The sequence below is a fragment of the Chishuiella changwenlii genome, assembly GCF_900142565.1.
GTDB lineage: Bacteria > Bacteroidota > Bacteroidia > Flavobacteriales > Weeksellaceae > Empedobacter > Empedobacter changwenlii.
On sequence record NZ_FRBH01000006.1, the window covers coordinates 195,708 to 217,736 of the forward strand.

General features: G+C 29.4%; 23 protein-coding genes and 3 tRNA genes. 11 read left to right on the forward strand and 15 right to left on the reverse strand.

Annotated features, from left to right (window positions below):
- Positions 1–26: 26 nt before the first annotated feature.
- From BUA86_RS08710 to BUA86_RS08725, 4 genes are all read left to right on the forward strand, one after another.
- On the forward strand, positions 27–794 hold the full coding sequence (locus tag BUA86_RS08710; RefSeq protein ID WP_072931792.1) for a sulfite exporter TauE/SafE family protein: 768 nt from the start codon (positions 27–29) through the stop codon (positions 792–794).
- A 12-nt stretch (positions 795–806) separates the two neighbouring features.
- Complete coding sequence (locus BUA86_RS08715) at positions 807–1,586, forward strand: hypothetical protein (RefSeq protein WP_072931794.1); 780 nt, start codon at positions 807–809, stop codon at positions 1,584–1,586.
- Between the two features lie 183 nt (positions 1,587–1,769).
- Positions 1,770–2,384, forward strand: a complete 615-nt coding sequence (locus BUA86_RS08720) for a deoxynucleoside kinase (RefSeq protein ID WP_072931796.1) — start codon at positions 1,770–1,772, stop codon at positions 2,382–2,384.
- A 70-nt stretch (positions 2,385–2,454) separates the two neighbouring features.
- A complete protein-coding gene (locus BUA86_RS08725) occupies positions 2,455–3,408 on the forward strand; it encodes an EamA family transporter (protein WP_072931799.1) in 954 nt (317 codons plus the stop codon).
- A 285-nt stretch (positions 3,409–3,693) separates the two neighbouring features.
- On the opposite strand, the gene BUA86_RS08730 is transcribed toward BUA86_RS08725, so the two are convergent.
- The 3 genes from BUA86_RS08730 to BUA86_RS08740 form a co-directional block, all read right to left on the reverse strand.
- The gene (locus tag BUA86_RS08730; RefSeq protein ID WP_072931801.1) at positions 3,694–4,188 is read right to left on the reverse strand and encodes a MepB family protein; all 495 of its coding nucleotides are present in this window, start codon (positions 4,186–4,188) and stop codon (positions 3,694–3,696) included.
- 12 nt (positions 4,189–4,200) lie between these two features.
- Complete coding sequence (locus tag BUA86_RS08735; protein WP_072931803.1) at positions 4,201–4,665, reverse strand: hypothetical protein; 465 nt, start codon at positions 4,663–4,665, stop codon at positions 4,201–4,203.
- Positions 4,666–4,790: 125 nt separating this feature from the next.
- Positions 4,791–6,056 (reverse strand): alkaline phosphatase family protein, encoded by a 1,266-nt coding sequence (locus tag BUA86_RS08740; protein ID WP_072931805.1) that lies wholly within the window; start codon positions 6,054–6,056, stop codon positions 4,791–4,793.
- A gap of 290 nt (positions 6,057–6,346) precedes the next feature.
- Between BUA86_RS08740 and BUA86_RS08745 the strand changes: the two genes are divergently transcribed.
- A complete protein-coding gene (locus tag BUA86_RS08745; protein WP_072931807.1) occupies positions 6,347–7,357 on the forward strand; it encodes a hypothetical protein in 1,011 nt (336 codons plus the stop codon).
- Between the two features lie 207 nt (positions 7,358–7,564).
- On the opposite strand, the gene BUA86_RS08750 is transcribed toward BUA86_RS08745, so the two are convergent.
- From BUA86_RS08750 to BUA86_RS08780, 6 genes are all read right to left on the reverse strand, one after another.
- Entirely contained in the window at positions 7,565–8,134 is a 570-nt protein-coding gene (locus tag BUA86_RS08750; RefSeq protein ID WP_072931809.1) for a pentapeptide repeat-containing protein, read from the reverse strand.
- 252 nt (positions 8,135–8,386) lie between these two features.
- The gene (locus tag BUA86_RS08760) at positions 8,387–8,761 is read right to left on the reverse strand and encodes a VOC family protein (protein WP_072931813.1); all 375 of its coding nucleotides are present in this window, start codon (positions 8,759–8,761) and stop codon (positions 8,387–8,389) included.
- Between the two features lie 419 nt (positions 8,762–9,180).
- A complete protein-coding gene (locus BUA86_RS08765) occupies positions 9,181–9,999 on the reverse strand; it encodes a hypothetical protein (RefSeq protein WP_072931815.1) in 819 nt (272 codons plus the stop codon).
- Between the two features lie 6 nt (positions 10,000–10,005).
- Entirely contained in the window at positions 10,006–10,809 is an 804-nt protein-coding gene (locus BUA86_RS08770) for a hypothetical protein (RefSeq protein ID WP_072931817.1), read from the reverse strand.
- A 12-nt stretch (positions 10,810–10,821) separates the two neighbouring features.
- Entirely contained in the window at positions 10,822–11,631 is an 810-nt protein-coding gene (locus tag BUA86_RS08775) for a hypothetical protein (RefSeq protein WP_072931819.1), read from the reverse strand.
- A 369-nt stretch (positions 11,632–12,000) separates the two neighbouring features.
- Positions 12,001–12,915, reverse strand: coding sequence for an N-acetylmuramoyl-L-alanine amidase (locus tag BUA86_RS08780; protein ID WP_072931821.1), 915 nt, complete (start codon positions 12,913–12,915; stop codon positions 12,001–12,003).
- Between the two features lie 147 nt (positions 12,916–13,062).
- Between BUA86_RS08780 and BUA86_RS08785 the strand changes: the two genes are divergently transcribed.
- From BUA86_RS08785 to BUA86_RS08795, 3 genes are all read left to right on the forward strand, one after another.
- A tRNA-Ser gene (locus BUA86_RS08785) sits at positions 13,063–13,146 on the forward strand.
- A gap of 18 nt (positions 13,147–13,164) precedes the next feature.
- Positions 13,165–13,239 (forward strand) — tRNA-Pro (locus BUA86_RS08790).
- Positions 13,240–13,267: 28 nt separating this feature from the next.
- Positions 13,268–13,341 (forward strand) — tRNA-Arg (locus BUA86_RS08795).
- 120 nt (positions 13,342–13,461) lie between these two features.
- On the opposite strand, the gene BUA86_RS16350 is transcribed toward BUA86_RS08795, so the two are convergent.
- A complete protein-coding gene (locus tag BUA86_RS16350) occupies positions 13,462–13,584 on the reverse strand; it encodes a hypothetical protein (protein ID WP_280521935.1) in 123 nt (40 codons plus the stop codon).
- 72 nt (positions 13,585–13,656) lie between these two features.
- Between BUA86_RS16350 and BUA86_RS08800 the strand changes: the two genes are divergently transcribed.
- The gene (locus BUA86_RS08800; protein ID WP_072931823.1) at positions 13,657–14,235 is read left to right on the forward strand and encodes a helix-turn-helix domain-containing protein; all 579 of its coding nucleotides are present in this window, start codon (positions 13,657–13,659) and stop codon (positions 14,233–14,235) included.
- Between the two features lie 185 nt (positions 14,236–14,420).
- On the opposite strand, the gene BUA86_RS08805 is transcribed toward BUA86_RS08800, so the two are convergent.
- From BUA86_RS08805 to BUA86_RS08820, 4 genes are all read right to left on the reverse strand, one after another.
- The gene (locus BUA86_RS08805) at positions 14,421–15,104 is read right to left on the reverse strand and encodes a phosphonatase-like hydrolase (protein ID WP_072931825.1); all 684 of its coding nucleotides are present in this window, start codon (positions 15,102–15,104) and stop codon (positions 14,421–14,423) included.
- Positions 15,105–16,265, reverse strand: coding sequence for a TIGR03364 family FAD-dependent oxidoreductase (locus BUA86_RS08810; RefSeq protein WP_072931827.1), 1,161 nt, complete (start codon positions 16,263–16,265; stop codon positions 15,105–15,107).
- On the reverse strand, positions 16,258–17,550 hold the full coding sequence (locus BUA86_RS08815; RefSeq protein WP_072931829.1) for a DUF5690 family protein: 1,293 nt from the start codon (positions 17,548–17,550) through the stop codon (positions 16,258–16,260). Before BUA86_RS08815 ends, BUA86_RS08810 begins: the two co-directional genes overlap by 8 nt.
- A gap of 200 nt (positions 17,551–17,750) precedes the next feature.
- A complete protein-coding gene (locus BUA86_RS08820; protein ID WP_072931831.1) occupies positions 17,751–18,992 on the reverse strand; it encodes a CobW family GTP-binding protein in 1,242 nt (413 codons plus the stop codon).
- A gap of 307 nt (positions 18,993–19,299) precedes the next feature.
- Here BUA86_RS08820 and BUA86_RS08825 point away from each other — a divergent pair, with 307 nt between their 5' ends.
- Positions 19,300–20,379: a metallophosphoesterase gene (locus tag BUA86_RS08825; protein WP_308419260.1), complete on the forward strand. Its 1,080-nt coding sequence runs from the start codon at positions 19,300–19,302 to the stop codon at positions 20,377–20,379.
- A gap of 5 nt (positions 20,380–20,384) precedes the next feature.
- Here the strand turns inward: BUA86_RS08825 and BUA86_RS08830 are convergent, their stop codons facing one another.
- The gene (locus BUA86_RS08830) at positions 20,385–20,744 is read right to left on the reverse strand and encodes a winged helix-turn-helix transcriptional regulator (RefSeq protein ID WP_072931835.1); all 360 of its coding nucleotides are present in this window, start codon (positions 20,742–20,744) and stop codon (positions 20,385–20,387) included.
- A 106-nt stretch (positions 20,745–20,850) separates the two neighbouring features.
- Here BUA86_RS08830 and BUA86_RS08835 point away from each other — a divergent pair, with 106 nt between their 5' ends.
- Positions 20,851–22,023, forward strand: coding sequence for an MFS transporter (locus tag BUA86_RS08835; protein WP_072931837.1), 1,173 nt, complete (start codon positions 20,851–20,853; stop codon positions 22,021–22,023).
- Positions 22,024–22,029 lie beyond the last annotated feature (6 nt).

The window sequence follows — 22,029 nt, forward strand, 5'->3', positions numbered from 1 at the left end:
ATACATTTGTCGAAATTTACAATAAGTTGGAACTAGATATACTTTTTTATCTATGTATCGTTGCTTTTATAGCGGGATTTATAGATTCTATTGTTGGTGGAGGAGGTTTAATCCAAACACCATTATCGTTAGCATTTTTACCTAACATTTCAATCTCTTCTGTTATAGGAACATTAAAAATTCCGGCATTCAGTGGAACAGCAATCGCAACCTATCATTATCTGAAAAAAGTAAAAGTAGATTGGCAACTCTTCCTCATTATGGCAATCTGTGCGTTTGGTTCTGCTTTCATAGGATCGCAATTGTTAACTGTTGTTAGCAATGAGTTTATGAAACCACTTTTATTAATTATTCTTATTGCATTAGCAATATATACCATCTTTAAAAAAGATTTCGGACAAGCTGCAGAACGAAATATTCCGTATAATAGAGTTGTAATTTATGGTTGTGCCGTAAGTATTATTGTAGGTTTTTATGATGGATTTATTGGTCCAGGAACAGGAACATTCTTCATTCTAGGATTTGTGACATTACTTGGAATGGATTTTCTGAAAGCCAGTACAAATGCCAAATTAATAAATTTAGCCACTAATTTTGGTTCTATTTGTTTATTTCTTATCAAAGGACAAATTATTTGGAAAATAGCTTTACCAATGGCTGTTTGTAATGCTTTGGGAGGTTTTGTTGGAGCAAAATTGGCAATTAGTAAAGGAAACCAATTTATTCGTTATATATTTATTTTTGTTATCTTATTGTCTATTTGTAGATTTGGTTACGAAGTAATTATCAATTAAGAGCCTGTTTAAATGAAATCTTATTATTTAATCTTATTTTTTTCTTTTTGTACAATTGGTTTTTCACAAAGCTTTGTATTCAAAGATTCTATTGCGGTAGCTAACCAATCGTTTAAGATGATTGATACAGATTTAAATAATTCGCTTTATTTAATTTCTGAAACTAAAATTGAGAAAAGATTCCAAAATAAAGCATCAAAAATAATTGATTTTAAAAATGTAATTACTTCTGTAGATGCTACAAATCCACTTAGAATGTACATTTATTCTAACTTTAATAGGTTATCAATTTTAGATGAAGATTTAAATCCTATTCAAGATCCAATATCTATAAAATCATCCGATTATATTCCGACAGCATTAAAAGTTATTGATAATCAGTTTTGTTGGTTTTATGATATGTTGGCAAATAAATTAATCTACTTTAATTATCAATTACAAAAAGCAATTGTAATTTCGAGACAAGTTTATTTAAAAAATAACGATCAAGCGATAGAGAAAATACATTCTTATAAAAACTTTGTCTATCTAAAAGGAGAGCAAACAATATATGTTTATGATGATTATGGAAATTTTAAATATAATTTTGAATTAGCTACTCAAAATCAACCTTATTATTTTTACAAAAACGTATTATTTTATATTCAAGATAATCAATTAATAAAAGTAGATTTAACAACAAAAGAATCAGTAACTTTATTTCCATTAAGGTTTATTAAAAGTATAGCATTTAATGAAACAAATTTTTATGCTTATACGGGTAATCAAGTTTATGTATATTCAGTTAATTAGTTGTTTATGAATAGTAAATAAGATTGTTTAATTACTTAATCAGAATAAATAGAGTAGGAGGATAAACAAATCAATTGAAATTATTTTTTTCTAAAAAAAGATTTTTCTATAAGTAGAGTTTTAAGATTTTGTTTTGAATTTTTATCATTACTATATTTGCAAACGTATAAATAAATTGTAAAAATGCACATCGCCATCGCAGGAAATATTGGAGCAGGTAAAACTACTCTAACTAATCTTTTAGCCAAACAATACAATTGGACAGCTCAATTTGAAGATGTAGAAACTAATCCATACTTGGATGATTTCTATAACGACATGGGAAAATGGGCTTTTAATCTTCAGATATATTTCTTAGGAAGTCGTTTTAATCAAGTAAAAGAAATCAGAGAAAGTGGAAAAGACATCATCCAGGATCGTACGATTTATGAAGATGCACACATCTTTGCTAGTAATCTTAACGATATGGGATTATTATCTACACGAGATTACAATAACTATTTACGTGTATTTGGTTTAATGACAAGTTTTGTAGAAGCACCAGATTTATTAATTTATCTTAAAGCTTCAATTCCGACATTGGTTGCACAAATACAAAAAAGAGGACGAGATTATGAAAACTCTATTAGTATAGATTATTTAAGTCGTCTTAATGAAAAGTATGATAATTGGATTGATAATTATAAAGAAGGAAAAGTATTAGTGGTTGATGTTGATAATTTAGATTTCGTAGAAAACAAAGAGGACTTAGGTTTCATCTTTGATAAAATAGAGGCGGAAATTCATGGGCTTTTTTAGTCGATAAAAATACAGTAAATTGCACGGCTTGTTTTTTTCGAAATCAAGCCGTTTTTTGTGAAAAATAATTATGGAAAATAAAAATATTTTAAAAGGAGTTTTGTTCGTTGGGCTAGGAGCTAGTTTCTATGGAATGCTAGCCACTTTTGTAAAAGTTGCCTACGATCAGGGATATACTACAGCAGAAGTTACAACAGCTCAGTTTGCAATCGGAATATTAATTCTAGGAATTGTAAACTTAATTATGATGAATAAAAAAAGCTTACCAAAGGTTGAAAAAATAGATAAAAAACGTTTAGTATTAGCTGGTTCTTCTTTAGGTTTTACAAGTTTGTTTTATTATTTATCGGTACAATATATTAATGTATCTATTGCAATTGTTTTATTAATGCAAACTGTTTGGATAAGTATATTAGTAGAAAGTATCTTAAATAAACAAATACCATCTGCAAAAAAACTAATTGCTATGGTCTTGGTTTTATTTGGAACTGTGCTAGCAACAAATTTAATTAACCAAGAAGTAGAACTAAACCCAAAAGGATTATTTTGGGGATTCTTAGCAGCATGTTCTTTTACATCTACGATGTTTAGTTCGAATAAAATTGCCAATTATTTACCACCATACAAAAAAAGTTTATGGATGTTATATGGAGGGGCAATTGTGGTTAGTTTATTCTTATTCTTTAGTCAATTAGGTCCATTTTATTCGGAAGGATTATTTTCTTTATATAGAAATTTTTCTGATGATGTAGCCGGAATACATTCATTTAACTTCAGCATATTTTACGTTTGGGGTTTACCATTGGCTGTTTTTGGAACAGTATTACCTCCAATATTATTAAATAAAGGATTTCCTCATACAGGATTAGGATTAGGAAGTATAGTTTCGTCTTTAGAATTACCAGTTTCTGTAACAATGGCTTTTATTGTTTTACAAGAGAAAGTATTGTTAATTCAATGGACGGGAATTGCAATCATCATTTTTGCAATTATTATTTCTAATGTTAGTTTTGGGAAGAAGTAGAGGAGAGTACAAAGTGAAATGTACAATACCATGTTGGGCTTGTCGAAACATCGTTTAAAATACAATTTTCTGTCAGTTCGAGTGATTTTTCGAAATGAAAATGGAGAAAAATTGTATCGAGAACTTAGATAAGAAAATAAATAAAACTGTCTAAGTTCTCGATACAAAATTCTAAACGAATTTCACTCGAACTGACAGTTTTCGGTTGGGTGTAAAAGTTTGATGTTCAATATACAGTGTCATGTTGAGCTTGTCGAAACATCATACCAAACTTGAAAAACAAGTTTATTTCAATATAGAATTAATTTTATTGATGATATCAGAATCAGTATGGTGTAAATTCACAAAATAGTTCACTTGCCATGCTTGTGTTTTCTGGGCTTGTTTATTCTCCGTTTTTACCCAATTAGGATAAACTCTATATCCTCTTTTACCTTCTTTTTCGTTGATACTAATCAATTGTTTTTTAGCTAAAATATCTTTAGGAAAAATAAAAAAGCCAGAATTATTTTCATCAAATGAAGCAATGATATAAAAATCAAATTCATCATTTAAATGAAAAGGTTCTGTTTGCTTTTCCTCATTCCTTTTCCAGAATGTTACAAATTGACCAACCTTTTTAGGCGTTATTTTCGATTTTCTGAATTTTATATTCCATTCATTCACCTTAAAATTAAAACCTAAATATTCCTCGCATTCTTTGTCTTTTACGACATCAGTAATTTGTAAATCTATTGGTTTAAAAATAATCTTCTCAAGTAGTTGTAATTCGTTAATCACGCTATTAGTTTTTTATTTTAAGAAAGAATTAAACCATTTTCTAAATTCCTCTTTTTTATATGAATTAGTTAGTATAGCATTCTCTTCAAGATTATTGGAGAATGTTAACATATCTACATTTTCTTTACTTATAAAAATTACAAAAACTACAGAACCATTTCCTAAATTATCTTTAAAAGCAACAACAGTTGGTGTATTAATTGTTTTAACAATTTCTTTTAATTCTTCCCAAACAGATTCGTCAGAAATTTTTTTATAAGAGCTAGAACTTTCGAAAGATTTTATAAAACTATTTTTAGAAAAACCAGATCCATCATAATAGTATTTATAATGCTCATGGAAATCTAAAACTTTATCACTAACAGTTTTAATTGGAATATATTTTTCGCCACTTTTTTCTGAAGTTGTCCATAAAAGCTGTTGAGCAAAAAGAGTTGAAAATGGAAAAGCTAGAGCTAAAAACAAAAGATATTTCATAATGATAATTTGATGGAGTAAAAATAATAACAATATATCTTATTATGAAATGACTTTTGTTCAATTCGTACAAAAAAAAGCATCTCCTTTGGAGATGCTTTTTATATTTTATAGTAATGTGAGAATTATTTTAAAATCTCTTTTGCTAATTTATTATTTCCATCAATTTTTTCTGTTATAGGTAAGCCTAATAATTTTGCAATCATAGGGTAAACAGCTGTATTTGTAAAAGTCTTAATTTCTTTTCCTGTTTTAAAATTAGGTCCCCAAGCAAAGAAAGTAGCTTTCATTTCTGGTGTTTCTTCTACCAAAAATCCATGCGAGCCATTTGGCGCTTTATTGTTCGCAAAATAACTTGGCGCATGCGCAATTAAAATGATATCACCTATACGGTTATGATAATCGTTCTTTTTATCGAATTTATATTTTTTTGGAACATCCGTAGTTTTATACACTTCGAACTTTTCAGTTTTTGCAGCTTTTATTTCTTGGTAAATAGACTCTATATCTTTTTCATTTTTCACAAATAAACTTACATAAGAACCATTTGATGAAACATCTACTTTAGACTCATCTATTTTAATTGGAAGTTTTAAAGGATTTTGATTGTCTATTCTTGTCATTCCATGATCAGAGACAAATACAAAATTTACTTTTAATCCTGTTTTAGTAACAGCATCGTTTAATTTTTTTACAGACTCATCTACAAATTGTACTGCTTCTTTTGTTTCTTTAGCATCTGGACCATAAGAATGTCCTGCGTGGTCAACTTCAGGGAAATAAAATGTAATAAGATGAGGTCTTTTTTCTGCTGGTAACTCTAACCAATTTACAACTTGTTGAATACGAAAATCTACAGGCGATTTTTCTGAGTATTTATACGAATATGTTGGTAGACTTCCATTTATCGCAGCTTCTGATCCTGGCCAATAGTAACAAGCAGATAACATGTTGTTTTGTTCTGCTAAATTCCAAATTGGTGTTCCACCGTACCATTTAGGATTTGTTACCGCACTTTTATTTCCTAGCGAATAACGTTCACCAGTTTTTCTATCGAACATACTATTCCCTACTAAACCATGATGAGGAGGAATTAATCCTGTTACAATAGTATAATGATTAGGAAATGTTACAGACGGAAAAGAAGGATTCATAGCATCTGCTTTTATACCACTTTTAGCTAATGCCAATAAGTTTTTAGCGTCATGTTTTTCAGCATAATCGTAACGAAAACCATCAGCAGAAATTAAAATAACATATGGTTTTTCCTGCTGTTTGCTATCGTTTACACGATTTTCTACTACAAGTTGTTCTTCAATTTCTTGAGCATTTATAACTACTGAAGTTGTAAAAGCTATAGCAGAAAATATAGTTAAGAATGTTTTTTTCATTTTCCAAATTTACTAAGTTTTCTAAAGTTCTAGAATTAATAAATCATCAAAAATGAAAATAATTATATATTATTTTTAGCTTAATTATCATCAATTAATTGTCTTTAATTATTATTTATTTAAATAATATCCTACTACACACCAATCTAATTTTATATATAAAAATTAGGTTTAGATGTTTTATAATTATTTAAATTTTAATTATTTATCTATAAAACAATAATATATATAAGGAAAATTATTTAATATTTTTCATATATTTGATATAACTAACCTATAATATATGAATTATGAAAAAGATTTACCTTTTTTTAGGAAGCATCTTTGTAGCTATTCAGTTACATGCTCAAGTGGGAGTAAATACTACAAGCCCAAATGCAACATTGGAAGTAGCTTCTTCTCCAACCAATACTACTCAAGCTGATGGATTTATTCCACCTAAATTAACAGGAGAACAATTAAAAATGAAAGACGGAGCATATCAAACAGCTCAAATAGGTTCTATCATTTATATTACGGCTCCTGTTGTTACACCATCTCCAAAAACTGTAAATGTAACAACTTCTGGACATTATTATTTTAATGGGGCATTATGGCAAGAAATGAAAGGTGTAAATGCTGATGATGCAATTAACGGATTGACTATTTCTGAAAATAAAATTAAGCTTGGAGGTACATTAACAGATCCCACGACTACAATTACAACCTCTTTATCCAATACATTGAGATTAAGTGGTTTGCAGCAAGGAAGTGTTAGTGAAGGAAAATATTTAGTTTTAGATGAATTAAATAATGTTAAGCGAGTAGATAATATAACAAATGCTCTATCTATACCCACACCAGCTATTTTTATTTTACCTACAAGTATAACAAATTTTTTGAGTAGTGCAGGTGCTGGAGGATCACAAATTGTAAATTTTAATCTTCAGAAAAATGTTATCCCTGGACTTACATTTAATACTTCTACAAGTGTAGTTTCATTTCAACCAGGAACTTACCAAATAACATTTGTTTATGAAGCAACGCATAATATAGCTGGCTGCACAATAAGCTCTTACTTTGTTGATTTTCCTGTAGATATTGTTGGTTCTACTACCAGACAACGTATTCATGGTACATCTTCTCATACTGAAGGGAATAATAGTAATCATGGAGGGACAATTAGTTATACGACAACTTTAACAGCTCCAAGAACTTGGGAAATGCGTCTTGGAAGAGGACAGTCTGGAAATTGTGGAGGAACAGGTATGACTCTTTTTGCAGGATCTACTGAAGTTGTAATTTTTAGATTAGGAGATTAATAATATGAATAAGAATTAAACTTAAAAACAAAAAGAACTGTATAACTACTTATACAGTTCTTTTTGTTTTTAAGTTCTAAACTAGAAATTAGAAACTAGAAATTTAGCTTTTCAAGATAGTGTATGGTAGAATGAGCTTCTGAAATAAGCTCAGAATGCTAGTGCTAGAAAATATTACAGTCATTTAGAAAGATTAAAAAATAAATTTTATTCTTCGACTTTTATTCCTAAATGTTGAACCAAACCAATCAAATTTTCTTTCGCTATTTTAGCACCCTTTAATTTATTTTCTGTGGTATTAATAATAAAATTATTAGAAGTCCTTAAATCTGCTTGTGTTAGGTTTGTATTGTAAAAAATAGCATGCTCAAAATTACAATTATCAAATAAAGAATTGCTTAAATCAGTATCCGTAAAATCTACAAATTGTAAGGAACAATTCTTAAACAGAATTCTTTTTAATTGAAGATTGTAAAAAGAAGAATCATTTAATATGCATTTATTAAATGACACTCTTAATCCAAATTGATTACTGTTTTCTAAGTTAAAACCAATCTGCTTACATGCGTTAAACGTTACCTCCTGAAAACTTGTATCGTTTAATTTTACATTGCTTAAATTACTTTCTATAAACTCACAATTTATAAATTTCATGTTACTTAAATCAGTAGAATTAAAATCGCAATTTATAAATATACAATTTTCATATTCAGACTCATTAATCGTTTCTTTCGTAAAATTTTTTTGAGAAAAAGTCTCATCTACGTAATAATTCATACCTATTTTTTTACAATGAAAGATCTTAGTCCTAACCAGAAAATTAGCACAATTAAATCAATATAAATTCCAATTTTTATTTGAGATACTTTGGTACATAAATTTTCACCAGTAACGGAAGAAATACAAGTTTCTATACCATCTGTTTCATATTTTATACTCACCATTGTGTTAATTAGAAAAAGGAACAGAATAGGAATAATAAGAAAAATGATAACTGCGATAAGTGTATGATATTGTTTTTTCAAGCTATTAATCGTTAAAAGTTAACTTTACTTCTTCTCCAAATTGTAGGACATATCCATTGTTATCATATATAGCAAACTCGCGCATATCCCATTCAAAAGTTTCAATTTCGTAAACAACTTCGCACGTATCTTTTACACTATTCCATAATTCATCTACATTATCAACCACAAAATAAAAAGAACCCGTAAAAGCTGCTTGTTTAAAGTTAGCATCGTCGTTAGGAAAAGCAAGCATAATTTCTGCATCATCTTTCTTTAAACAAGCCCATATCCAATCTTCATTCTGATCTTCAATTTTAAAACCTAAACTTTTATAGAATTTTGTTGTTTTTTGTAAATCTTTTGTCCAAATAATAGGACGTAAACTTTTAAAAGCCATTTTCTGAATTATTAGTCTTCAAAATTAGTTTAATTTTTCTGAATTTTTATTTCTGATAAGATTGTTTTTATACAGTCTGTCTTGTTTAGCTTGTCGAAACATTTTATTATTCTTCGACAAGCTCCTTTAGACAAAATATATTAAAATTATTAATTTAACTAATAACGAATATCAAATTTGTCATTCTGAGCCTGTCGAAGCATAAATTTAGCTTATCAATGATTTGTAGCGAAATGAGATCCTGAAACGACATTTCGACAAGCACAATGTGACAAGGATGACATACCAAACTTAAACTAAATTTATTATAACATAATATTTAGTTTTGTCATAGAAATTAGAATGACACGCTGAGCTAATTAAAATTATTTATCTAAAAAAAAAATAAAAAACTTCAATTGCAAATTTTATATACTCAATCAATTTCCTAAATAAATAAAAATATACGCCCCTAAATATTTTGGTTGTATTGCAATAGGAGTATTACTTCCTCCCGAATTTACCGTATATGTATGCGTATGACCTCCAGCTGCACCTGTAGTTCTAATTTGATTGTTATCATCTATTAAATTTCGAGTACTCCCAACTTCTATACTTACCAAAACACCAGTACCTCTTTCATTATAGACATGGCTATGTGTTGAAGAATTTGTTGTCCCATTTAAAGTAATGTTGGGTAAATTAGATTGTGTTAATTGAACAGTATTAGCACCAACAACTTGTCCTAAATTTTCTGTTGTAGATTTGTATTTAAGAAAATGATCATTGGCATTAGGTAAATTACTTGTAAAACCTAGGGCTGTAGCTTTTTGAGAAGCATTTGTAGACAATGTATTTATAAGTCGCCCATTAAGTAAATACCATCCGTCATGATCATTAGATGTTGCGGAATATTTAATATCTCCAAAAGCAGGCGTTTCAACTTCTAATTTTTGCCAAGCTGTACCATCGTTATGATAAAGACCAGGAAAAACACTTGTGTTTACATCATCATTAATAGAAGTATTAATGTTATAGACAATCATCCCTGTAATATGAGAAGGTAGTGGTGTAGCATTTGTTACTGAGGCTAAATTTACATAAGGTAATAATAAACCTTTAGAAGCGCTATTAGTACTTAATTCTAAAATAGCATTACTATCGACAGCTCTTGATGTGCTTTCATCAGAAATTAATAATTGAGAATATACAGTAGTTAAAGCGCTTATAAAAAGAATAATAGTTATAATTGTTTTCATAATAGATTAGTTTCCTAAATAAATAAAATATTGAGTTGTAAGGTTTCTTGGATAATTAACAATTGGAGTTGCTGTACCTCCTGTAGGAATAGTAACAGTATGACTATGCGCTCCTGCTGGATTTGTAGTTCTTGTTTCGGTTGCTAAATTTCTTAGTGCTAAAGCACTACCATTATTGTGGTTCCAAGTAGAATTGGCGTAACTCGTGAAATTATGTGTATGATCTAGAACTGAATTTACACTACCACTATAAGTTATATTGGGTAGATTAGCTTGAGTAAGCACAATATTACTATTACCTCCCGTTATTGCAAAAACTTCAGTTGCAGCAATCCCTTTTAAAATTCGATCTGTTGAATCAGGTAAATTTGTTATAATTCCGATGTTGATTGCATTTAATCTGGCATTTGTTGGTAATGTAGAAACTGCACGTCCATTTAACAAATACCATCCATTATGTTCAGTTGCAGCTACATTCGCTTTTATGTCTCCTATTCTTGGATGAGAAATATCTGTACTTAATAATATCCATTTTGTACCGTCATTATAATAAAGACCAGGATAAACTTCATTTGGTGTTGTACCAGCAGATTCTGTATTGTAAACCCATAAACCTTCTTGATGATTAGAAAGTGGAGAAGGGCTATTGGTTGAAGTAAGTTGCAATTTATTGAATAAAATACCTTTGTTGGTTGTATTAATTTCTAGAATAGAAGCGGTATTTGGCAATTGAGTACCTAAGCCTACTTGCGCATTTACGTTGATAGTTAAAAGGCAAAAAAGAGAAATAATTATAGATGTATTTTTCATTTGTATAGTTTTTTATGCTTCAGTTCCTAAGTAGATAAAAATATTTGTAGCAATACTCTTTGGTCTGTAATCAACAGGTGCATTACTTCCTCCTAAAGGCATACTTATAGTATGCGAGTGTGTATCAGATTGTGTAGTTAAATTAGAGTTTGCATTATTTGCTACAGGGTTACCAGATCCCGAGGCTGTGCCAATCGTTGTAGCTGGATTATCTAAATAAGTGTGTGTATGATCTCCTACAGCAGAAGTAGTACCAGTAAAACTAACATTTGGCAAATTACCTTGTACAATTGTAAAACTATTATTTCCGTTAATAGAATTCATCGCTTCTGAATTAGATTTATTTTTTAGAAAACTATCTGTTAAGTTGGGAAGATTAGTCGTAAACCCCATTTTTTGTGCAACAGCTCTAGCATTTGTTGGTAATGTAGAAATCGCACGTCCGTTTAGTAAATACCAGCCATTTGTATCTGTTGTTCCAAAACTGTTTTTTAAATCTCCTAATCTATTAGATTTGGTTGTTAGCTTTATCCATTTTGTACCATCGTTAAAATAAATACTTGGTTGCACACCATTAACTCCAGTAACTGTTGCAGTATTGTAAACAACCATACCAGAAACATGTGCAGTTAAAGGTGATGGAGAATTAACATTACTAAGTGTTAACCTTGGTAAAAGAAAACCTTTGTTGTTATTTTCGCTCGCTAAATGGAGTATAGCATTTGTGTTAATCTGATTATTTTTAGAATCAGTTATTTTTACTTGCGCGTTAGCACTGCTTACTATCAGTAAAAATAATAAGGGTAATTGTTTTTTTGTCATATTGATTATTTATAGTTGAGTTGAAATAGATTTTAAGAGGTGTGTAGAGAAAATATTGTACTTTATAGATTTGTTGTTTTTGTATTTTTTGCAAATTAAATTAAAATAATTAATTGTATTGTAATAAATTATTATTCAGTGATTTAAATCATAAAAATTAATCATTTTTTGCCAAGATAGTTTTTTAAAATATGTCATACAAATATTTTAACAATAATTGTAAAAAGAAATAAAAATTACATTGTTTTATCTAAAAAAAACAATGTAGAGTAATCAATCAAATTATTGCTTTTGTGTTAAATGAAATAATGTCAAAAAAAAACGCTCAACATTTGTTGAGCGTTTTTTAAATTATATTATAATCTGTTGTTAAGGATTATATTTTTTATTTAATGCTTTTAAGATAGCCCATGTTTCAGCATCTATTGCACCATCGTATTTTTCTGGACGGAAGTGCATTTGAAAAGCAACAATAGCATTTTTAGTTTGTGTATCTATCATTCCATTTGTTGGAACATTGTAACCATATTTCTTTAAATCTGTCTGAAATTGAGTTATAAATACACTACTTGTTGTATCCCAAGGATATTGAGATATAAATAATAATTTATCAGCATCATCATACCAAGCACCAACACCATATTCTGTGTATAATCTTTTCCATGGGAAAAGTGGTCCTGGGTCAAATTTTCTTCCAGGAGTAATATCAGAATGTCCAATAACATTTACAGGTGAAATAGCATAACGCTTAACAATATCCTGTGCTAATTCTCCAACTTTTTTAATCTGATAATCTGGATAAGGTGTATAATTAGGAGATAGATCATTTCCTTTGTTTCCAAGATTTACAATTTCAATTCCGATAGAAGAGAAGTTTAAATTATCAAGACCTTTCCAATTACTAATTCCAGCATGCCAAGCACGTTTTGTTTCATCAACTAACAAGTTAATTACTTTATCATCGTAATCATTTACTAAATAATGAGCACTTACATCTTTTTGTGTTAAAACTTTTAAAGATAAATCGGTATTAATAGCTGTGTAGTGTAAAATTAAAAAACGAACACGATTATCTTGCGAAATTGCAGGATAATAATCCGTAGTCACTTTATAATTATCTAATTTTGCAGCACGAGTCATCTCTGGTTGCTCCGTTTTAGAGTTGATGATAACCGTATCTCTAATTACTTTTGTAATTACTTTTGGTGGTATTTTACTTGTTGCACAACTTGTTAGTATAAAAATACTCGCAATTGCCGAAAATATTAATCCTTTAACATTCATTATTTTAGTTCTATATTCCTTTTATACAAGCCAAAATTAAGCCAAAAAAATTAATTTTTTTTCAAAAAAGACTTGTTTTGCAATAAAAGACATTCTATATTTGCAACCGTTTCAAACAACAAATTAGTTGTTCGTCTAAGAAACGAAGGAGAGGTGCCGGAGTGGTAACGGAGCAGATTGCTAATCTGTCATCGGGTAACCGATGCCAGGGTTCGAGTCCCTGTCTCTCCGCAATATAATTAGACCAATCGGGGTGTAGCGTAGCCCGGTCATCGCGCCTGCTTTGGGAGCAGGAGGTCGCAGGTTCGAATCCTGCCACCCCGACAAATTTTTAGAAATAAAATTTTGGATTGGTCCAGTAGCTCAGCTGGATAGAGCAACTGCCTTCTAAGCAGTAGGTCTCAGGTTCGAATCCTGACTGGATCACAAATAAAAAAGCTGTTTTCATAAAATGAAAACAGCTTTTTTTGTTGTACAAAGTCGATGTACAAATTAAGAAAGATTTAATATACTATGTTTGATAGTGTTGTTAGAGCTTCTATAAATTTAATCTCCAATCTCCAATCTCCAATCTCCAATCTCCAATCTCCAATCTCCAATCTCCAATCTCCAATCTCCAATCTCCAATCTCCAATCTCCAATCTCCAATCTCCAATCTCCAATCTCCAATCTAAAAAAGATAATGTTCTGTTGAATAAGTCAAGTATTTTTATGAAATTTGAGTCATTCTAATAAAAAGAAATGGAAGATTATCTGATTGGTATAGGAAAAAGAATAAAAGAAATCCGTAAAAAAAATAACTTAACAATTCATACTATTGCAACGGATGCTGATGTGAGTAATGGACTTATTTCTAGAATAGAAAATGGTCGTACAATACCATCATTACCAGTTTTATTAAGTATTATACAAGCACTTAAAATTGAAGTATCTGATTTTTTTCAGAGTCTACCAAAATCGGATATGAAGTCTTTTATTGTTTCACGTAAAGAAGACAATCTTTCAATAGAAAAAGAAGATTCAGCAGAAGGTTTTGAATACAAATATATCTTTGGAAAACAGCAATCTTCTATCGGTTTTGAAGCCGCATTACTTGAAATTCAACCCAATTGTAAACGAGATAAAGTAGAGACAGATGCTTACGAGTTTAAATATATTCTTACAGGCGAATGCTCTTACGTTATTGGTGAAGATGAAGTCATTTTAAATGAAGGAGATTCTATATTCTTTGATGGACGTATTCCACATGTCCCTATTAATAGAGGTAATGTATCTTGTAAAATGTTAGTTTTATATTTTTTTATTAAAAAAGAGGAATGAAGTTTTTAAAACTATTTTCTGTCAGTTCGAGTGGTTTTTCGAAATGGAATGAAGAAAAATTGTATCGAGAACTTAGACAGGAAAATCGATTAATCCTTACTTATTTCTCGATACAAAATTCTAACGAACTTCACTTGAAATGACGGATTATCAATTTTTTTTTAAAAATAATTTTAATAAAACACTTACCTAAATAATATTGTTTTTAGTTCTGTAACATCATTTAAAATATAATCTGGTTTTGCAACCTTTAATTGCTCCTCATTTTGAGCACCACTTAATACACCTACCGTTATTCCACATTTGGCGTTCTTACCTTCTAGAATGTCAATCTCAGAATCGCCTGCTTTTAATACATAAGAGGCATTTGTAATGTCAAATTTTTGCATCGCCATTTCTATCATATCTGGAAAAGGTCTTCCATTTTCTACATCATCTGCGGTAATGAGTGCATCTATCTGATTATTAACTTTCCAATTAAGTTTTTTTAAAAGTTTATTGGCCGTTTTACTATCATATCCTGTGTTTAATACGATTTTAATGTTGTGCTCTCTTAAAATACTAAAGAATCTCTCCATACCATTAAAAGTTGTTATTTCACATTCATCATATGCTTTTTCGAGTAAAATTTTAAAATTAGTAAATGCTTTATTGGCTATATCAGTTATATTCTCCAAATTAGTAGAAGAAGTAAGTATATCTGTTATTGCTTTGTGTTTTTCTTTTCCAGCACCATGTACTAATACATCTTGCAGTGAAACATTAAAACCCTCTTCATTAATTGCTTTTTGAACAGTTTTGTAAACTAAATTATTTTCGTTTATCGTTGTACCAGCCATATCGAGTACAACCATCTTTATATCTATCATTTAATAAAAATTAAAAATTTTATTAATATTTTCTTTTGCAAAACCTGCACTTCCTGTCATTCCTTTACCACCAATTCCTGTTATAATATGAATGTGTTGATCTATTGTATGATTAAAAATGTCATTTTCCTTAGATTGAGAATAGATACCAAACCATCTTTTTTGAATTTCATATGTAGGTAAATCAAAAATTTTCTTTGCTTCATTTATCATAAAATCATCAACCTCATTACGTAAATCAAATCCTAAATTATCAATGTCTTTAGCATCAGCATATTCATGAGAATCACCAAGTATAATAGAACCATCTGTTGCTTGTTTAAAAAGTATGTGAACACCCCATTTTTTTTCGAAAGAATTAGGATCTTCTTTTGCTTTTATCATTTTAAAAGAAGGACATTCGTAGAAGGCTTCATAACGACGGATAGATAGACCAGTAAGTATAGAGCCATTTAATTTATAATTTGGTTGGGGTTTAGTTTGTAGCATTTGTAGTTTCGTGACTTGCAAATCGCTTTCGGCAAAAACAGTAGGATAAAGTGTCTTAAACTCAGAACCACAACAAACGATTGCTTTAGATGATTTTAAAATTTCGCCTTTGCTTGTTTCAACTTCAACTTCATCGTCCCAAATGTCGCAATGTATTACCTTTGTGTTTGGTAAATAATCGAGTTCTTTTTCTGTTGTAAGATAATCCAACAGTTTATTAATCATTAAATTGGGTTCTATGGTTATTTCTTGCGGAAAAAATAAACCTGCCTTAATATAATCTGTCTTTAATCCAGTATATTTTTCAAGGCATTGTGCTTTGGTAAGTAGATGCGATTCATAGCCATTATTCTTATTAATAATTGATAGTTCTTCTATAAGTTGGACTTCTTCATGATTAGAAGCTAAATATACAGAGCCATTATTACGGACTGAGATATCAAACTTATTTTGAATATGATTGTATATTTTAAGACTTTCTCTACCATAATTTTGCCATTTACTATCCATTCCACTTGGAACAACTTGACCAAAATTACGCACTGTAGCGCCAAGTGGTTGAGCATCTTTTTCTATTAATGCAACTTTTAAACCTTTTTGTAATGCATGGTAAGCATGAAAAGTCCCTAGAATTCCACCACCAATAACGATTAAATCATATTTTTTATTCATTTTTAAGCGTATATAATTGTTGTTTTGTAAAGCGTCGATTAAAATACCACAGGGTCACTATGGTTAACAAAAGCATTAGCGTAGCTGTTTGTAGATTAAGTTTTGTAAAGAAAACTCCCCAACTTTGTTTAAATGTGATAATTTCTTTTAAAAATAAAACTGCTACACTTACTAAATATCCCATTGCATCTGCTGTGTAAAATAGAAAACCTACATTTCCTTTAAAATGAAGTAATGCTACTAGTCTTTCAAATATCATACAATGAAATAAAATATATGGTAAGTAAATACCTATCCCAGATGTAATGATCCAGAATACTGGTGATATCATATTTTTATCAAATAATACAGTTGTTACAATAATAATTAGAGCTCCTAAAGCAGTGAACCACATACTTGTATTAAATGCAATTTTGTTTTTTCGTATTAATGTGCCAGTCGCTGCAATAAGAAGTACAATAATAGCGATAGGTATTTCGGTTAAAGTAACAATTTCTGGTGTGCCTTTAAAGCCCATTTCTGCCCAGAACTCTACAATAAAATTATCTCTAAAATCTCGCATTAAAGTAAGTAGTATATATATACCTACTAAACCAAAATAACCCAACCCATTGTGTTTTATAAAAGCTTTCCTATCTTCTTTATGCATGGGTACTCGTTGTTTGCGAGATTCTAAATCGCTTATACTAGGCGATGAGGTTTTATTTAGAATATACACTGAAATTAAAAATATCGGAAAAAATATAAGTCCTGTAGCAAATGGCATATTATATTCACTTATATTAAAATCCTGCATTAAAATAAGACCTATAGTTTTTACAAAACCAGTAGAAAATATAAAGGTAGCACTAAGAGCTGCTGCAAGTAATTCCGTATTTTTTCTCCCTTCTATATAAGAAAAGACTAAACCGAATATCATTCCCAAGGGTAATCCATTAAGAAATAGTGCAAGTACTTTTAACTTAGGAGGAGCAATGGCGAAAAGACCAAGCATTAATAAACTAAAAGAAATAAAACTGATAAGCCAAACTGCTCTTTTATTTTTTTTCATTTCGGATATAATCTTTATCCCAATAAACTTTGAAATCATATAACCAAGAACTTGACTAATAACTAAAATGATTTTTGAATCTATTTCAAAACCTATTGAAAGATCTTTATACTGTCCAGCTAAAAAAGATTTTCGTACAGCATACATACTTGTATAACATAAAAAGATAACAAGGAGCATTAGCCATACTGGGATTTTTTTACTATTTGTAATGTTTTCAATTTTAAATGGCATAGCAATTTCTTTTACTAACTGAGCAAATTTAGTGATATATGATTTTTTAAATGTTAACTAAAGATAAATATTGGGTTAATTTGTTTACAAATAGTAAATAAATTATAATTATTTATAAACTTCTAAGTAAAATAAAAAAGCTGTTTTCATTTTTATGAAAACAGCTTTTTTGATTTATAAATTTTTACTTTATCTAAAAATTAATTATTGAATTTTGCTTGCCATTCAGCAATTTCAGTTTCGTTTAATAGACAAGCATTTAACTCTTGTATTATTTTCTCTTTGTCTAATCCTTGACCAATAAATACGAGCTCGATAATTCTATCTCCCCATTCTTTAGACCATTTTGCATCTATTTCTTTTTGATTGTATTGGTAAGCAGCAAACTGAATTCTTTCGTCATAAGACATAGAACACCACCAAGCGCCAGCAGGATCTATTCTGATACTTCCTCCAGCTTGACTTAAAAATATAGCATCACTTGGACGATTAGCCAACCAAAATAATCCTTTAGAACGGTAAATGGTTGCAGGAAAATCATCATTAAGATACGTTAAGAAACGTTCCGCATTAAAAGGAATTTTTTGACGGTATACAAAAGAACTCATCCCGTATTTTTCCTCTAAATGATTGTGATGTTCGTGAGTACAATTTTCTCCACACTCATGGTCATGGTCATGATGGTGATGCGCTTCATGCTCTTGCTCTTCTAGTAATTTTACCCAAGCATCCATATCTTGAATTTTCTCAAAATCGAAAAGATTGGTATTTAAGATTTCATTTAAATCAACCTGAGAAAAGTTTGTAGGAAGTATTTTTGCTGTAGGATTTAGCTTACTCACAAAAGCTTCTATTTTTAATAAAGTTTCTTCATCAACCAAATCCATTTTATTTAAAATGATAACATTAGAAAATTCAATTTGATCAATTAATAGATTTACAATAGGACGATTATCTTCTTTATTTTCAGTAAAACCTCTGGCAAAAACATCTTCATCAGTACCTAAATTATTAAAGAAGTTATAAGCGTCTATTACTGTTGCAATTGTATCTAAACGAGAAACTTGTGGTAAATCTATTTTTCCATCAGGAGAAACAAAATCTAACGATTGTGCAATAGGACCTGGATCAGAAATTCCAGAACTTTCAATCACTAAATAATCATATTTGTTTGCTTTAGCTAGTTTTTCTATCTCTACAATTAAATCTTCTCTTAATTCGCAGCAAACACATCCATTACTTAATTCAATTAATTTTTCATCTGTCTGAATAAAGTCATTTTCTCTCGCAATCATTTGCGCATCTATGTTCACAGCGCCCATATCGTTAACGATTACGGCAACTTTTAAACCTTTTTTATTGTGTAATATATGGTTAAGAAGTGTTGTTTTTCCGCTTCCAAGAAATCCAGAAAGTACCGTTACAGGTAACCTATTTTTCATAATCTATACTTGTTATTATTGCAAATTTACGTTATTCTAATTTCAGCATTCCTCTAGGATTATTTATTTTTTTTATAATAATCTGTTAAGAATTCAATAAAGTATAATTAATGTTGAGATTTAATTTAAATTTGTTCAAATTCAATCAAAAATAATGTTTGTAAATGCAACTATTGTAATAGTTATTATTTCTGTTCTTCTGGAAATATATTTGTTTTTTAACTTTAAGAGATTCATAAAAAGTAAATTTGTATTATTTGCTAACATTGCTATTTGGTTACTAATAATAGGAAATTTCGGTTATAATATGATTTTTTTCGATAGAAATATCGGACAAACTCAAACAACAATGTGGGCAACAGGTTTATTTATGTTGTTCGGATTTCCAAGAATAATACTTTTCTTAATATTTCTAATACAAGATATTTTTAGAGGTTTTGGTTGGATATTTAATAGAACAACGAATACGAAATCTACAGAAGGTTCATATTTGCCTTCTCGACGAAAATTTGTTATGATTTCTGGTTTGTCTATTGCTTCTATTCCGTTTTTAGGATTATTACATGGAATGACATTGGGAAAGTACAATTACAAAGTCATTAAAAAGAAATTAGCTTACAATCGTTTACCAAAATCATTCGACGGATTTAAGGTTTTACATGTAACAGATATACATTCTGGAAGTTTAGATAACAGAGAAAAAATAGTAGAGGCGGTCGATTTAATTAATCAACAAGAGTTTGATATTTTGTTATTCACGGGAGATATTGTAAATAATTTTCATTGGGAAATGGATAGATGGATAAACGTTTTTTCGAAAATAAAAAAAGCACCCTACGGAAATTATGCAGTTCTTGGAAATCATGATTATGGTGAATATACAGATTGGAAATCTGAAGAAGATAAACAAGATAATTTTGAGAAAATAAAAGCTATTTTTCCACAAATAGGAATGGAGTTGTTACTTAATGAAAATAGATTTATTGAAATTAATGGTGAAAAAATAGCAATTGTAGGTGTACAAAATTGGGGAACACGTTTTAAAAAATTAGGAGATTTAGAAGAAGCTTCGAAAGATGTTTCTCTTAATGATTTTAAAATTTTAATGTCTCATGATCCTTCACATTGGAATGAAATTGTAAAAAGTGATCCTAAACATTATGACTTAACATTATCTGGACATACACACGGAATGCAATTAGGTATTGAAGTTCCTAAAATTGGTTTACGTTGGAGTCCTGCACAATATATTTACCCACAATGGGCAGGGTTTTACGATTATCAAGGAAAAATAATTAATGTTAACAGAGGTTTTGGTTATCATTTTTATCCAGGTAGAGTAGGTGTGTGGCCAGAGATTACGGTAATAGAATTAAAGAAAGCTTAATAAACTTATTTATTCGTTAACTGTTTGTGTTTTACAGCCCATTTTTCTAATTCTCGCCAAATCGGAATTAACTCTCTTGCAACATCAGTTAATTCGTAATCAACATGAGGAGGAACTTTAGCATAAACAGTTCTTTTTAATAATCCCTCTTTTTCTAATTCTCTAAGTTGTAGGGTTAGCATGCGTTCTGTTATACCATTAATTTGATTTCTTAATTCACTAAAACGTAATTTCTTTTGTTCCAGTTTACCTAAGATAAGAATTTTCCAACGTCCACCGATTTTACAAACGGCATAAGCTAAATCGCATTCCATAAGATTCTTTTCATTCAGCATATTTGTTGAATTTTCCTTTCTAATTCCCATAACTTACATTTTTGTATGTACCGAACAATTAATTCAGTACTGTGCAAAAATAGTAATTCCTAAATAGATTTGTCTCTGAAAATAATCATGAACAATAAATTTAAGAATGAAAAAATATGCATATATAGGTTCTATAGGAGCTATGGGAGTTATTACAACTGAATTTGGTGTAATTGGAATTTTACCACAAATTGCAAAATACTATTCAATCAGTATTGATAAAGCAGGAATATTATTAAGTGCTTTTGCTTTGGTAATTGCATTAACAGGTCCTTTTATGACATTATTGACGTCGGGTTTTGATCGAAAGAAAATAATGTTATTAAGTATTTTTATATTTCTAATTTCAGGAATTGTTTCCTCACTTTCGCCTCCATTTTGGTTGTTGGTTTTTGTTAGGTTATTACCTGCATTTTTACAACCAGTTTATATTGCGACTGCTTTATCTGTTGCAATATCAAAAGGAAATAAATCCAATGAAAATGAATTAATGAGTATTGTTTTTAGTGGAATAACAATTGCCATGGTAACAACAGTTCCTTTAGCAACCTATTTTGCAAGTATATTTACTTGGGAAGTCTCATTTCTAATTCAAGCAATTGTAAGCTTTATAGCGATTTGTTTTATATATTTTGGTTTACCAAATCTACCTGTAAAAGAAAAAAAATCTTACGGAAGTCAGATCAAAATATTACAACAACCTATATTTTTAGTAAGTACTGCAGTTAACTTTTTTATGATTACAGCTTGGTTTTCTACTTATAGTTATTTTGCTGAATATTTAAATAAAGCAAAGAATATGGATGATACTATGGTGAGTTATATGTTTTTTGTTTTTGGAATTTTAGGAGTTTTATCAAATTTCTTGGCAGGTAAATTAATGAACAAAAGTATTTACAAGACCATTTTATTTTTTCTAACAGGAACTGTTATAATTCCAATACTATTATATTATTCTGGAACAACAATTTTAATAACAGTTTTTATAATTGGTTTATGGGGATTTATGTACTCTCCAAGCTTTTTTAATGCGTCAACTTATATGATATCATCAGCTCCTAATGCAATTGAATTTGCAAATAGTTTGGCTACATCTTTTGGAAATTTAGGTGTTTCAATTGGAACAGTAACTGGAGGTTATGTAATTGCAAATTATGGAGTAGCGTACACGCCTTGGTTAACATTTGGTTTTGGAAGCATTGCAATAATTTTAATTGGAGTAAGAAAATGGATGGAAGTAAAAAGTTCATTATATCATTTAAGTGAAACTACAAATTAACACATA

Excerpts from the sequence above, each read along its gene's own strand:
- BUA86_RS08715 (WP_072931794.1), top strand. The coding sequence starts at position 807 with ATGAAATCTTATTATTTAATCTTATTTTTTTCTTTTTGTACAATTGGT.
- BUA86_RS08720 (WP_072931796.1), top strand. The coding sequence starts at position 1,770 with ATGCACATCGCCATCGCAGGAAATATTGGAGCAGGTAAAACTACTCTA.
- BUA86_RS08725 (WP_072931799.1), top strand. The coding sequence starts at position 2,455 with ATGGAAAATAAAAATATTTTAAAAGGAGTTTTGTTCGTTGGGCTAGGA.
- BUA86_RS08735 (WP_072931803.1), bottom strand. The coding sequence starts at position 4,665 with ATGAAATATCTTTTGTTTTTAGCTCTAGCTTTTCCATTTTCAACTCTT.
- BUA86_RS08740 (WP_072931805.1), bottom strand. The coding sequence starts at position 6,056 with ATGAAAAAAACATTCTTAACTATATTTTCTGCTATAGCTTTTACAACT.
- BUA86_RS08745 (WP_072931807.1), top strand. The coding sequence starts at position 6,347 with ATGAAAAAGATTTACCTTTTTTTAGGAAGCATCTTTGTAGCTATTCAG.
- BUA86_RS08750 (WP_072931809.1), bottom strand. The coding sequence starts at position 8,134 with ATGAATTATTACGTAGATGAGACTTTTTCTCAAAAAAATTTTACGAAA.
- BUA86_RS08760 (WP_072931813.1), bottom strand. The coding sequence starts at position 8,761 with ATGGCTTTTAAAAGTTTACGTCCTATTATTTGGACAAAAGATTTACAA.
- BUA86_RS08765 (WP_072931815.1), bottom strand. The coding sequence starts at position 9,999 with ATGAAAACAATTATAACTATTATTCTTTTTATAAGCGCTTTAACTACT.
- BUA86_RS08770 (WP_072931817.1), bottom strand. The coding sequence starts at position 10,809 with ATGAAAAATACATCTATAATTATTTCTCTTTTTTGCCTTTTAACTATC.
- BUA86_RS08775 (WP_072931819.1), bottom strand. The coding sequence starts at position 11,631 with ATGACAAAAAAACAATTACCCTTATTATTTTTACTGATAGTAAGCAGT.
- BUA86_RS08780 (WP_072931821.1), bottom strand. The coding sequence starts at position 12,915 with ATGAATGTTAAAGGATTAATATTTTCGGCAATTGCGAGTATTTTTATA.
- BUA86_RS08800 (WP_072931823.1), top strand. The coding sequence starts at position 13,657 with ATGGAAGATTATCTGATTGGTATAGGAAAAAGAATAAAAGAAATCCGT.
- BUA86_RS08805 (WP_072931825.1), bottom strand. The coding sequence starts at position 15,104 with ATGATAGATATAAAGATGGTTGTACTCGATATGGCTGGTACAACGATA.
- BUA86_RS08810 (WP_072931827.1), bottom strand. The coding sequence starts at position 16,265 with ATGAATAAAAAATATGATTTAATCGTTATTGGTGGTGGAATTCTAGGG.
- BUA86_RS08815 (WP_072931829.1), bottom strand. The coding sequence starts at position 17,550 with ATGCCATTTAAAATTGAAAACATTACAAATAGTAAAAAAATCCCAGTA.
- BUA86_RS08820 (WP_072931831.1), bottom strand. The coding sequence starts at position 18,992 with ATGAAAAATAGGTTACCTGTAACGGTACTTTCTGGATTTCTTGGAAGC.
- BUA86_RS08825 (WP_308419260.1), top strand. The coding sequence starts at position 19,300 with ATGATTTTTTTCGATAGAAATATCGGACAAACTCAAACAACAATGTGG.
- BUA86_RS08830 (WP_072931835.1), bottom strand. The coding sequence starts at position 20,744 with ATGGGAATTAGAAAGGAAAATTCAACAAATATGCTGAATGAAAAGAAT.
- BUA86_RS08835 (WP_072931837.1), top strand. The coding sequence starts at position 20,851 with ATGAAAAAATATGCATATATAGGTTCTATAGGAGCTATGGGAGTTATT.